This is a genomic window from Shimazuella sp. NTD247, from assembly GCF_059510415.1.
In genome coordinates this window covers 409,935-422,493 of sequence record NZ_JCAJZU010000003.1, presented here as the reverse complement: position 1 = coordinate 422,493, position 12,559 = coordinate 409,935, and the positions used below count along the sequence as shown (strand labels likewise).

The following is a 12,559-nucleotide window of genomic DNA, read 5'->3' as shown; positions in this document are numbered from 1 at the left end:
CTTCCAGTCCTCTCTTCCTTAGATGTCTGCAACAACACCCGCATTATTCTTTTCTGACTCTCGTAAAACTGCTTCTGCAGTCAATAAATCTTGTAAAGCTATGCCTGTACTATCAAAAATGGTAATCTCTGTTACCGAAGTGCGACCCATTTTCCGCCCTCGGATAACACTCCCGATTTCGACCAATTGATCTTGGCTTATGACTCCTTGTTTTGCTGGTATTTCTGTTTCACCTACATGGACAGCTTGCGTCACATCGTCGACAAATACGCTGGCTTCTGCAAAGAGCAGTTCGTCTATCTCTTGTTTCCCCGCCATATCCGCTCCAAGACAGGTAAAATGTGTGCCGGCTTTCACCCATTCTTTTTTTATGAGAGCTTGTTTGGAAGGAGTAGCTGTATTGATCACATCCGCTTCAGCTGTACTTTTTGCAATATCATAAACTACTTCAAACGGAATACTGACGCGTCTGACCATTTCGTTATAAAATGCTTTTTCCGATCGATATGGCTCTAATAATAGTAAACATTTTTCTCGAATAGAATTACAAAACAACGCAGCGCGATCCGTTGATCGAGCATTATAAACGAGTACTTTTTCGATATTTTCTAAAGCCATCAATGTAGCTAAGATTTGGTAGGCACCTAAATGTCCAGATCCTACCGACAGTAATACTTTCGAATCAGGTCTTGCAAAATATTTTGCTCCTACACCAGCAGCCGCGCCTGTACGCATCAAAGTAATCGCTTCTCCGCTCATGATACCTAACGGAATCCCTGTCCTGCTATCCAAAACCATCACCGTTCCAACGATTGCCGGAAGATTTTCACTTGGATTTTCGCCAAACCAAGAAACCAGCTTCAATCCAAAAATATTTGCACCAGCTAAATGACCAGATTTAATATCCATATCTGCAACCCCTGGCTCAAATTCATGAAATACCATCGGAAACAGCGTTGCATTCCCCTCATCTTTCAATTTGTATGCTCGCTCCACGATTTCCAAACAACTTCTCATATTTAAATTTTTTTGAACAGCTTCTTGATTTAAAACACGAAATGGAAACATTGTAATACTCCTTCCGTTGCAATCTATTGCCAGATTCGGTTACCATAACGTAAACGATATGCTAAAATCTAACATAGGACGAAAAAGAACGGAAATTAAAATATTTAATATAGATTATTAAAAATCATAAAGAAAGGTTGGTTGGATTGGAACTTCGTAATCTTCGTACCTTTCAAGTCGTAGCGGAACATCTAAATTTATCCAAAGCAGCAGAAATATTGCGATATACACAACCAACAATTACCTTGCAAATTCAAGCATTGGAAAAAGAAATCGGTTATCCGTTAATTCAGCGAATTCGCAAAAAGACATTTTTAACACCCGCAGGCAAAATTTTAAAGGATCATGTTGATCAAATATTCCAAGTAGTTCATAACATGGAGACTGCTCTACAGACGATGCAAGGGCCATCAGGGAGACTTCGCATCGCTGCTCCAGAATTTTACTGTGCACATCAATTGACACCCATCATCCGAGATTATTTCCGATTATACCCACATGTAAAATTAGAACTGATCTCTTGTCACAGCAAAGAAGCCATTCATCGAATTGTAAATAACGAAGCTGAGATCGCCATCATTGCGGGGGACAGCAAAGAGACAGAAGTAACAGAATTTGCTTTGGATGAAGAAGAAGTACTGCTAGTAGCATCAAAAGAATTGTTGGAAGAAATACCCGACCCTAAACAACTGGGTAGATTCCCGTTTTTTGTCCATCATGACCATTGTAACCTAGTCGATGTCGCAAAAGAGAGCTTGGCTGCGATAGACCTCCATCCCGAATGGATTATCGAATCGGGTAGCGAGGCTGCAATAAAAAAAGCAGTTCTCGATGGAACTGGTTGGGCATTACTCAGCTCCAACTTAATAAAACCAGAACGTAATAATAAATCGCTTTTTTCATGGAAAATTACAAATCGTAAAATCAAAACAAATGCAATCTATCTGCGAAATCGCGCAAATGAACCAAATATTGAAAGCTTTTATCAATTGCTGAAAGAAAATTGGTCTGCTTGAATAATATAAAATTATACTAACCATTAAAAAATTCAATTCGTTTTTTGAAAAAAAATATTATAAAGTAAACACACTGAATATCTTTGTAAATGAGGGAATATCATGCGGTATCCGCGTTTTCTGCTTTTATTCAGTGTGTTTGCCATGTCTTTCACACCTATCTTTTTAACATCTTTACAAATGCCTGCATCGATTATAGGCATGTATCGACTTCTGATTGTCTTAGTTCTTTTTCTTCCTTTGTTCATCAAGGATAGAAAAAATTTTCATGCTCTACCTTTGAAAACAATCATTTTTGCTTGTCTTTCTGGTTTCTTTCTTGCCCTGCATTTCTTATTAGGGGTGTATGCACTTCGTTATACCACGATTGCAAGCAACACCATCCTTATTACATTGGAGCCGCTTATTGTCTTCATCGGAAGTATTTTTGTATTTGGCGATAAATTAAATCTACGTGCCGCCTTTAGTATGATCATTGCCATAACAGGCGCCTTTATGATGGCTGTCACAGATTTCTATCATACTGATACAGCTGCTCCTAATCTAATTTTAGGTGATATTCTTACTATATTAGGAACTACTTCTATTTCTATTTATATGATTTTAGGACAAAAACTAGCTACCAAATTGCATGCAACTGTTTATAACTTCTATGTTTTTGCCTTTGCTAGTCTTGTACTTTTCATTATCAATCTTTTATTTGATCAAGAATTTATAAACTACCCATCCACTCAATGGGGTTATCTATTTCTCTTAGCAGTTGTACCAACTATTTTCGGGATATATTTGCAAAATTGGTTGCTAAAGCATATCAGTGCAGTGATTTTATCCATAAGCATTCTAGGGGTGCCAATAGGCTCTAATATACTTGCATATTTCTTCTATGGAAAAATACCATCTCTTTTACAAATAGTTGCTTGCGTAATTACAATGATTGGTGTTTGGCTGTTTCTTAAACAGAAAAACAAAACGCTGGAAACAATACCTACAACCCAAATGGAATAAAAGGAAACACAAAAATTAGCCCCCTAATATCCATCATATTAGGGGGATTCCAGCATTAGATTTGCCGAAGTTTACAAAACTCGCAATCAACTATTTTCGAAAATGAAGGAAATATTAATTACTCATTCTCAGCGAAGATATCTGAATCGCTTTTTGTATGAAGCCATGTATTAAAGCGCTCTGCTTCTGGCATGAAATTGCCAGCATCGTCGAACATGTCAAATCGGTACCAGCCCCTGCCTTCTTTACAAGCAAAGGTAAATGCCAGATCAAGGTAAACAGCATTTCGCTGATTCTCCGGCAGATGCCCTTGCTTATAGATCGGGATATCCCGTTCCATGTCCCACAAATTGTAATAGTCTGCCGTAATCATGACCTCACGATCACCCAGCTTCAGCGTTACCTTAACTTCCGTTTCACGGCCTGCCCCTTGATAATTCACTTCAGATATTTCTTCTGCTTCTGTGATGATCGTTACTGTGCCGAATACAGTTTCGATCGTTGCTGTTTCTTGTTGCAAGGCAATCTCCTAATGTGAGAGTCTGATATTCCTAGTTTTTATTGTACACGAACTTTGTAATTATTTGATTTATTTCTTTTCAATGAACTGAATTTGATAATTATTAGCCCGATTGGAATTAAACGAAATAACATTAGCGTTAATTGCCATAAATCATCATAAAAAAATAATGTGTATAAAAGTTGTTGTTGGGAAAAATTACTATAGACAAGAAGGAGGCACATCATGGCATTAATGGATATAAGTTTGATTCCGATCGGAACAGATAGTGCTAGTTTTAGCTCAACCGTTGTAAATGCAGTTCGCATCATTGAAGAAAAGGGATTGAAATACCAAATCACTCCTACCAATACCATTATTGAAGGAGATATAGACCAATTGCTTGATACGGCAAAAGCAATTCACCAAAATGCTATGTCCAATGGAATTAATCGTGTTGTAACGAATATTTCCATCGATGAGCGAATGGACAAACATATTAACATGGAACAGCAAGTAGAGATTATCCAACAATCTCTACAATAAAAAGGAGTTTTTATAAAATGGATGTGCAACGAGTCGCGGAAATTATTGAATCAGAAGATAAGATTACTGTTACTTATCGAGGCGAATCTGTATGGATTCAGTCAGTAAATGATGTCACGCAAATAGCTGACGTTCATCCAGTTGATGATCCAAAAGACGAGATGAGTGTACCTGTAAATGAGTTACAAGAAGAGTAATAATGTTTTCCATATCAATAAAATGAAACAGCTCACTAACTCTAAGTAGGGGAAGTGAGCTGTTTTGTTCTATTACTATATTTATCCTATATTTTCATCAGTGGCAGCCATTTATTAAATAAACGGCTGCCTCTCTAACATCGTTGCTTAGAGATTATTGACAGTTATCCACGAACATTCTTCGCTTTTGAACGAAGGATATCCATTTCTTCTTTCGGCATGAACGTTAGGACTCCGTTCTTCTCTCCAAAGAGTCGGATCGTCGGACGCTTACCTACCAACATCCACGGGCCATTAGTTAGATAAGACATCCAGTCAAGGTGAACTCTATCAGCACTAAACTTCACAATCTTGTTCGTATAGTACACATCGCAAATTTCGATCTCCACTGAACCTTCAGCAGTGAAGTAAGTACCGAACTTTTCATATTTAATTTCCTTCGCTGTTACTGTGACATCTACATAAACATTGCCCCGCTCCAAAGCAAGGATATGAAAAGTTTCTGTCTTCACCTTTATCCCCTTTATTTAACTGCCAATTCGGACACAATCAGTATAACATATAGGAGCGAATCAAAAATAATATATTTCAGAACTGCACACGCTTACGTACAGATACATCTATACTTTACGCTTCCGTTTGAAACAGCGCATGTAAAAATTGTTCTCTATCAAAAGCCTGCAAGTCGTCTGCTTTTTCCCCTAGACCAATCCATTTCACCGGCAGATCCAATTCATGGCGGATCGCGATGACAATGCCGCCTTTTGCCGTCCCGTCTAGTTTAGTGAGCACGATACCTGAGACATTCACTGCTTGTCCAAAGGTTTTTGCTTGCTGCATCGCATTTTGTCCAGTTGTCGCATCTAACACAAGTAGTACTTCATGTGGTGCATCTGGCACTTCGCGTTGTACAACGCGAAATACTTTTTTTAATTCTTCCATCAAGTTCACTTTGTTTTGCAGTCTTCCAGCTGTGTCACATAACAATACATCTGCATTCCGTGCCTTTGCAGCTTGGATCGCATCATAAATGACTGCAGCTGGATCAGAACCAGCTTGCTGTTTGATCACATCGACTTCCGCACGTTTGCCCCATGTTTCCAATTGTTCAATTGCACCTGCCCGGAAAGTATCTCCTGCAGCTAAGACGACTTTCTTGCCTTCTTGTTTTAATGTATGTGCTAATTTTCCAATCGTAGTTGTCTTGCCAACACCGTTAACTCCCACAAACAAAATAATACTCATGCCATCTGGATTTAAACGCAGAGCTGGTGTTTCGTCATCCTCCAGCAGTTCTGCGATCAATTCAGACATTACTGGCTGCAACTCACTTGGTTCTTTTATTTTTCTTGCTTTTACTTCTTGGCGAAGCCGCTCAACTAAGTGCATGGTAGTAGGAACCCCAACGTCTGCACTAATCAATACTTCTTCTAACTCTTCATATAAATCTTCGTCAATTTTACTGCGGCCAGTAAAAATACCGCCCATTGCCCCAACTAAATTAGAGCTGGTCTTACTCAATCCAGACACGAATTTTTGTGTCACTGACTCTGTTCTTTTGGCAACACTTTCTTTTAGTTTAGAAAAAAAACTCACAACACATATCCTCCTTACGCTTTTGCCACGGCAACTTCTCTTGTTTCATCATACTCTTCTAGTTTGACAGAAACCAATGTCGAAACACCAGATTCTTGCATGGTAATTCCATACAGCACATCTGCGCCTTCCATTGTATGTTTTCGGTGTGTAATAATAATAAACTGTGTTTGATTGGCAAATTTTTGTAAGTAATGAGTAAATCGAGTCAAATTCGCTTCATCCAAAGCTGCATCTACCTCATCTAAAAAACAAAAAGGTACAGGTTTAATACGTAAAACAGCAAACAATAATGCTAAAGCTGCTAACGATCTTTCTCCACCTGAAAGAAGAGACAGCTGTTGCAGTTTTTTTCCCGGGGGTTGAGCCACGATTTCGATTCCTGTTTCCAAAAAATTATTGGGATCAGAAAGTTGTAAATCAGCACGGCCTCCTCCAAACATTTTTACGAACACATCTTGAAATTCTTCACGAATTAAAGCAAAACTGTCCGCAAAACGCTTCCCCATTTCAGAAACCATTTGGGCGATCATTTGATAAAGCTGCTGTTTTGCTTGCAACAGATCATCTTCCTGTGTTGTTAAAAAAGTAAGTCGTTCGGTTAATCGCTGGTACTCCTCAATTGCACCAATATTGACATCACCGAGTTGTTCTAACTTTTGTTTTAAAGATCGCACCTTTCGCTCTGCTTGTGCTGGATTTTCAGGAACACCGTATTTCTCCTTTGCGCCTTCAAAGCTTGTTTCATATTCTTCAGCTAACTTTTGCAGCAAGTGATTGAGTTCAACATCCAGTCGATTCGCTCTTACTTCTTGTTGATGAAGTTTTTCTTCATAGGAACGTAATCGTTTACTGTTTTCATAGACGACATGTTCCAATTCTTGATTTTGCTGATTACAGATATCACGTTCTTCTCGCAGTTCAGCAATTTGAATCTGAAGCGTTTTTTTTGCTTCTTGATGTTGATACAAAGAAGCGAGTAATGCTTGCCAGCCATCTTCCCCTAAATCGCCCATCTCCAATAATTTTTGCTGTTCTTCTTTTGTCGTATACAACAAGGATTCGTTTTTTTGCAATGATTCTTGAATCCGAGATAAATCTACATCCAAATTCCTTGTGATTTGTTGGAGTTTGGCTTCTTCAATGCGATATTCTGTCAAATGGGAGCTAAGCTCCTTTTCTTCATCAGCACGTTGCTTTTTTGTATATTCTTCTTGTTCCAATACTTTTTCGAGATCACTTATTTCGGCGGCAATTTGCGAATAACGTAAATCCATTTCTTCAATGCGCTTTGTAAACGATGCTTGTCTGTTATTTGTTTCCTGCAATTGTTTGATAACTTGTTCCAATTGCCGATTAATATGCTGTAACTCTATTTGGTTTTCCTGTTTTTTTGTTTCCCAATCCTTTTGTTTTAGTCGATAATTTTCAATCTCATCTTGAATGAACCGTTGTTGCGTTTCCAGATGAGAGATTTTTTCTGTTATCTTTTTTTGTTCCGTTTGCAATCGAAGCTGCTCTTGATTCAGTAGTTCTAATTGTTGATTTAATTCATCCAATTGCCTGCCTCGAGCCAGTAAGTTAGGCGTTTTCGATTGCCTGCTGCCACCAGTCATCGATCCACCTGGATTTACTACATCTCCATCTATTGTCACAATTCGATATCGATGTGCGATCAAACTCGCTACTTTATTTGCGGTTTCGAGATTGTTGGTCACTAAAACATTCCCCAATAATTGCGCACAAATATCTCGATAACGGGCATCGGTTTTTACAAGCTCACTTGCGATCCCAAGAAATCCTGAAATATTAGCTAGTTTCTCTTTTTCATAGGCAGGAATAGTTCTTCCTTTGATTACATTCATTGGTAGAAATGTTGCCCTTCCTAACCGTTTATCTTTCAAAAAGGATATTGCTTTCCGCGCTGCAATTTCATCCTGAACTACTACATGCTGCAATGCTCCACCTAAAGCTGTCTCTATTGCTACTTCTACCTCTTTTGGCACTTGGATCAATTCAGCTACTGCACCAATTATTCCCGATATTTCCCGATTTTCTAAAACAGCTTTCACACCTTGAAAAAAACCTGCATGATTTTGTTCCATTGATTGCAAAACATCACGTTCGGATTGTGTACGTACCAGCTTTTTCTCTAACTGCAAAAGTTGTTGATGATAATTCTTTTGCTCTGTTATCGCTTGTGATTTTTGATCTTCAAAAGAAGCGGATTTGTGTTCTTCCATTTGTATACGATCATTCAATTCTTGCATATTGCCAATAATCTCTTCTTCTATTTGTAATCGTTGTTTCTTTTCTGTTTTCAGAGATTCTTCTTCTTGTTGCTGTTGGAAAAGGGTTGTTTTCCATTCTTCTTGTTGATTACTTATGAATTTCTTCTCACTTTCGATTCGATTCTGCTCATCTCTACCCTTTTCTAACTGTTTTTGAGTAGCAGAAGATTGTTCATTTTGACTTCTATTTTCTAGTGTTTCTTTGATTTGTTCGATTTCCTGACGTAATTGGCTTAAAGACGTTTTTGCCGTATCGAATTGTGCACGTTTTTCTGCCTCTTCTTCTTTCAACGTTACATTTTCTTGTGTGTAGGTTTCCAGTTGTTCTTGTAACTTAACTTCCATTTCTGCTCTGTTTTTCGATCTCTCTTGCCATACTTGTCTTTCAGCGTCGATCTTTTCGAGCTTTTCGCTTGTCTCTAAAAGTTCAGTTTGCAATGCTTCCCACTTTTTTTCAAGTTCCACCAATTGATACTTTACTTTTGCCAATTCTGCTTCTTCTTTGCTCTGCTTTGCTGTACCTGAAATATGTTGATCTTTAAGTAATTGTACTTGCTCCGAAGTATTTGTCCAATCTTCATGTAACGATTCGATTTTATGCACGTAAAATGCTATTTCAACATCTGTCAATTCCTGTTGCCATGTTTTAAATTGTTCGGCACGTTCTGCCTGTTTTTGCAATGGCTCCATTTGATTGCGCAATTCATGAATCAAATCGCGAATCCGAATCAAATTTTGCTCTGCATCCGCTAATTTTTTTTCCGCTTCTTTTTTTCGGGATTTATATTTTACAATGCCAGCAGCCTCTTCGAAAATAGCTCTTCTATCTTCGGATTTATTGCTGATCATCTCTTCGATTCTGCCTTGTCCAATCATGGAATAAGCTTCTTTTCCAATTCCTGTATCCATAAATAACTCTTGTATATCCTTTAATCTACAAGACTGGCGATTTAACAAATATTCACTGTCACCTGACCGATATACACGACGAGTCACCGTTACTTCCGCATAATCGAGTGGTAAAATACGTTTTGTATTATCGAGAGTAATAGAAACCTCACAAAATCCTACTGGTTTACGCGAATCACTCCCAATAAAAATCACATCTTCCATTTTGGAACCACGTAATGATTTTGCACTTTGCTCTCCGAGTACCCAGCGAATCGCATCGGTCACATTGCTTTTCCCGCTTCCATTTGGACCGACAACTGCAGTAATGCCAGGAACAAATTCCAACTCAGTGCGGCTGGCAAATGATTTAAAACCAGACATTTCTAAACGTTTTAAATGCACAGAAAAACCCCTCCTTCCTTAGCGTTTGACTTGCATATTGTAGCACAAAATTTTGAAAAAAGAGTAGAACGTTTGACAGTGCTATTTTATGAGAATATTTTATTCTCTCCATTCACTACAAACACCAACATGATATAGAATAAAAATGTTTATGCCAATCATTTGCCCTCAGGAGATATCATGCCTTATCCTGGCAAGCTCGACGAGAAAAAGAAAAAGTTCATTTTTGAATTCAAACAAGGAGAAATCAATTATCAGGAGAGATGGACCTCCCTGATGACCGATGTCAAGTATTCTTTTCCCTTCCATGGTAAAAAGTTTCAGGGAAGCTGTAGAGCAGCTCAGATTTACAGGATGTACTATCCTTTGGAGAAGTTTCACTCACAGGAAACGGAGTACTTGATTGTACTTAGGCACAATGAGTTTGAGCGCTTTATCTTTTTTGATAAAAACAAAAAGATTATTGGCGTTTGGAAAGCAGAAGAAAATTGGACAGATGAGTCCAAATAATGAGGGAAAACGGATAGCGAAAGTGGTCACCTTTTTAAACCACATCCCCAATTGTTACTGCTTGCAATTGGGCCTATTTTTATTTATCAAACTCTTTTTATATGAAAAGTAATAACAAATATGTATATTTTAAAAAGATATATCTCTATAATTGGCACTGGCTGCCTGATGAATTTTCATCAAGCAGCCAGTATGAGCCATTGGACGGCTCAGTCAGGAGGGTTGGTTACATGCCGGGATAGCCGGAATCGCCGTAACCCTTCGGACGAGGGCGCCTCACTTCTGCCTCCACGGTTCGGACAAACCGAGTGGGAAGGTGATAGCCGACACCAGTGTACTGGATCCCCTTGCGTTCCTTGTTGGTGTAGACGATGCCCGCGGAAAAGTCTGCGACAGTCAGCGATGCCATGATTCCTCCAGATCCTTTCACACGATGAAGTGCGATTATGTATATTATACTAAAATTGACCAAAAATGAAATCTATTTTTTTGCAAATTAGGCAGATATTCATAGACAAAAATAAAAACCACCGTGATCCCCTCACAGTGGTTTATTGTGATTTCCATGCTTTTAAAGCTGCATTTGCTGCTTGCTGCTCTGCTTCTTTTTTTGACCTCCCAGATCCTCTTCCCAGTTTGTGATCATCAAGATACACTTCGGCAGAGAAAAAGCGATCATGTGCAGGACCTTGGACATCTACAATACGATATTCCAAAGTTCCTTTCTTTTCTTGCTGTATTAACTCTTGCAATTGACTTTTTGCATCTGTCATTTGCTCCAACCAAGTGCTGTTAATTTGAGGGAATACGAGTTTATGAAGAAATTGGCGAACTTTTTCCAGTCCCTGGTCCAGATACAAAGCACCAATGAATGCTTCAAACAAATCTGCTAATAAAGACGCCCTTTCACGTCCACCTGTCAGTTCCTCTCCTTTTCCCAAACGAACAAAATTACCAAATTGAAGCTCACGAGCAAAGGAAGCAAGGGAAGGTTCACAGACCACTCTTGCTCTTGTTCTCGTTAGTTCTCCTTCGCTCATCTTTGGGAATCGGTAATATAAGAATTCAGAGACGAGTAACTCAAGTACAGCGTCTCCTAAGTATTCGAGGCGTTCATTATCAGAAACCCGTTGAGATGATTTTCTCTCGTGGGCATAAGAGGTATGGGTAAATGCTTGTACGAATAAATTTCTATTTTGAATGTAGACTCCTGTCACTTGTTCTACTTTTGCAAAATCGATTACCATTATTCTTCCTCAAATGCTTTCATAATGATCGTCGCATTATGACCGCCAAATCCCAGTGAATTCGAAAGAGCAACTCGTACATTCCCACGACGTGCTTCATTTGGAACATAGTCAAGATCACAATCAGGATCAGGATAATCATAGTTTATGGTTGCAGGGATGATCTGTTCTTGAATGGTTTTTACCAGGACGATTCCTTCGATTCCTCCGGCAGCGCCTAGCAAATGACCTGTCATCGATTTGGTAGAGCTCACTGCTAATTTATAAGCATGATTACCAAAAGCACCTTTGATCGCCATTGTTTCAAACTTGTCATTTAAATCTGTGGAAGTTCCATGTGCATTAATATAATCTACTTCGGTTGGTTCCACATTAGCGTCTTTCATTGCTCTGATCATGCTTCTCTTTGCACCTTCTCCTTCAGGTGCAGGAGCAGTTAAATGATGTGCATCTGCAGTCATACCATAGCCAACCATCTCAGCAAGGATGTTCGCACCACGAGCCAATGCATGATCTAACGTTTCCAAAACTAAAATTCCTGATCCTTCTCCCATTACAAAACCATCGCGTTCTTTATCAAATGGACGACTTGCATGTTCTGGATCATCATTACGAGTAGACATCGCATGTGCAGAACAAAAACCAGCAAAAGACAGTGGGGTTACAGTAGCTTCTGTTCCTCCTGTAATCATCACTGATGCTTCTCCTCGCTGCAGTATACGGAATGCCTCCCCAATACTGTGAGTTCCAGAAGCGCAAGCTGTCACAGATGCACTATTTGGACCTTTAGCGCCAGTATGAATAGAAACTTGCCCAGATGCCATGTTAGCAATTAACATAGGAATAAAAAATGGACTGACCCGCTTTGGTCCTCTTTCATGCAGCAATTTTGCATTTGTCTCGATGGTATTCATACCGCCAATACCTGATCCGATATAAACGCCAACTTCATCCAGATCAACTTTATCCAATTCAAGTTTAGCATCTGCAATCGCCATTTTTGCAGCTGCCACAGCATATTGGATAAAGATATCCATCTTGCGAACGTCTTTTTTATCCATAAAAGGCAGGGGATCGAAGTTTTTCACTTCTGCCGCTATCCTCGTTGTAAATGGGGTAGGAAATGAGTCGGGATCAAAATGCGTTACAGGACCAGCACCGGATTTACCAGCTAAAAGGTTGTCCCAAAAAGTTGACAAATCATTTCCAATGGGAGAAACAACACCTAAACCTGTTACTACTACTCTATTTAGCATAAGTGATCAACCACCTTTCGCGTTAAGTTGACCTA

General features: G+C 39.0%; 13 protein-coding genes. 5 read left to right on the top strand and 8 right to left on the bottom strand.

Going from position 1 to position 12,559, the window contains the following annotated elements; all coding sequences use genetic code 11:
• Positions 1-18: 18 nt before the first annotated feature.
• Positions 19-1,068 carry an ornithine cyclodeaminase family protein gene (locus AC5WOC_RS10555; protein WP_496055369.1) on the bottom strand — a complete coding sequence of 350 codons (1,050 nt, stop codon included), beginning with the start codon at positions 1,066-1,068 and terminating at the stop codon, positions 19-21.
• 146 nt (positions 1,069-1,214) lie between these two features.
• On the opposite strand from AC5WOC_RS10555, the gene AC5WOC_RS10550 reads away from it, so the two are divergent.
• A complete protein-coding gene (locus AC5WOC_RS10550) occupies positions 1,215-2,084 on the top strand; it encodes a LysR family transcriptional regulator (protein WP_496055368.1) in 870 nt (289 codons plus the stop codon).
• 102 nt (positions 2,085-2,186) lie between these two features.
• Positions 2,187-3,089 carry a DMT family transporter gene (locus AC5WOC_RS10545; RefSeq protein WP_496055367.1) on the top strand — a complete coding sequence of 301 codons (903 nt, stop codon included), beginning with the start codon at positions 2,187-2,189 and terminating at the stop codon, positions 3,087-3,089.
• 118 nt (positions 3,090-3,207) lie between these two features.
• Here the strand turns inward: AC5WOC_RS10545 and AC5WOC_RS10540 are convergent, their stop codons facing one another.
• Complete coding sequence (locus AC5WOC_RS10540) at positions 3,208-3,609, bottom strand: hypothetical protein (protein ID WP_496055366.1); 402 nt, start codon at positions 3,607-3,609, stop codon at positions 3,208-3,210.
• A gap of 225 nt (positions 3,610-3,834) precedes the next feature.
• Between AC5WOC_RS10540 and AC5WOC_RS10535 the strand changes: the two genes are divergently transcribed.
• Complete coding sequence (locus tag AC5WOC_RS10535) at positions 3,835-4,134, top strand: MTH1187 family thiamine-binding protein (RefSeq protein ID WP_496055365.1); 300 nt, start codon at positions 3,835-3,837, stop codon at positions 4,132-4,134.
• 17 nt (positions 4,135-4,151) lie between these two features.
• On the top strand, positions 4,152-4,331 hold the full coding sequence (locus tag AC5WOC_RS10530; RefSeq protein WP_496055364.1) for an H-type small acid-soluble spore protein: 180 nt from the start codon (positions 4,152-4,154) through the stop codon (positions 4,329-4,331).
• A 164-nt stretch (positions 4,332-4,495) separates the two neighbouring features.
• Here the strand turns inward: AC5WOC_RS10530 and AC5WOC_RS10525 are convergent, their stop codons facing one another.
• The 3 genes from AC5WOC_RS10525 to smc all read right to left on the bottom strand — a co-directional run bounded on the left by AC5WOC_RS10525 (position 4,496) and on the right by smc (position 9,511).
• Positions 4,496-4,843 (bottom strand): hypothetical protein, encoded by a 348-nt coding sequence (locus AC5WOC_RS10525; RefSeq protein WP_496055363.1) that lies wholly within the window; start codon positions 4,841-4,843, stop codon positions 4,496-4,498.
• Between the two features lie 115 nt (positions 4,844-4,958).
• Positions 4,959-5,927 carry a signal recognition particle-docking protein FtsY gene (ftsY, locus tag AC5WOC_RS10520; RefSeq protein ID WP_496055362.1) on the bottom strand — a complete coding sequence of 323 codons (969 nt, stop codon included), beginning with the start codon at positions 5,925-5,927 and terminating at the stop codon, positions 4,959-4,961.
• Positions 5,928-5,941: 14 nt separating this feature from the next.
• The gene (smc, locus tag AC5WOC_RS10515; protein WP_496055361.1) at positions 5,942-9,511 is read right to left on the bottom strand and encodes a chromosome segregation protein SMC; all 3,570 of its coding nucleotides are present in this window, start codon (positions 9,509-9,511) and stop codon (positions 5,942-5,944) included.
• A 180-nt stretch (positions 9,512-9,691) separates the two neighbouring features.
• Between smc and AC5WOC_RS10510 the strand changes: the two genes are divergently transcribed.
• Complete coding sequence (locus tag AC5WOC_RS10510; protein WP_496055360.1) at positions 9,692-10,021, top strand: hypothetical protein; 330 nt, start codon at positions 9,692-9,694, stop codon at positions 10,019-10,021.
• Positions 10,022-10,247: 226 nt separating this feature from the next.
• On the opposite strand, the gene AC5WOC_RS10505 is transcribed toward AC5WOC_RS10510, so the two are convergent.
• From AC5WOC_RS10505 to fabF, 3 genes are all read right to left on the bottom strand, one after another.
• Positions 10,248-10,430 (bottom strand): hypothetical protein, encoded by a 183-nt coding sequence (locus AC5WOC_RS10505; RefSeq protein WP_496055359.1) that lies wholly within the window; start codon positions 10,428-10,430, stop codon positions 10,248-10,250.
• Between the two features lie 142 nt (positions 10,431-10,572).
• The gene (gene rnc / locus AC5WOC_RS10500; RefSeq protein WP_496055358.1) at positions 10,573-11,268 is read right to left on the bottom strand and encodes a ribonuclease III; all 696 of its coding nucleotides are present in this window, start codon (positions 11,266-11,268) and stop codon (positions 10,573-10,575) included.
• Positions 11,268-12,524: a beta-ketoacyl-ACP synthase II gene (gene fabF, locus AC5WOC_RS10495; protein ID WP_496055357.1), complete on the bottom strand. Its 1,257-nt coding sequence runs from the start codon at positions 12,522-12,524 to the stop codon at positions 11,268-11,270. The genes rnc and fabF overlap by 1 nt, the downstream gene beginning before the upstream one ends.
• Positions 12,525-12,559 lie beyond the last annotated feature (35 nt).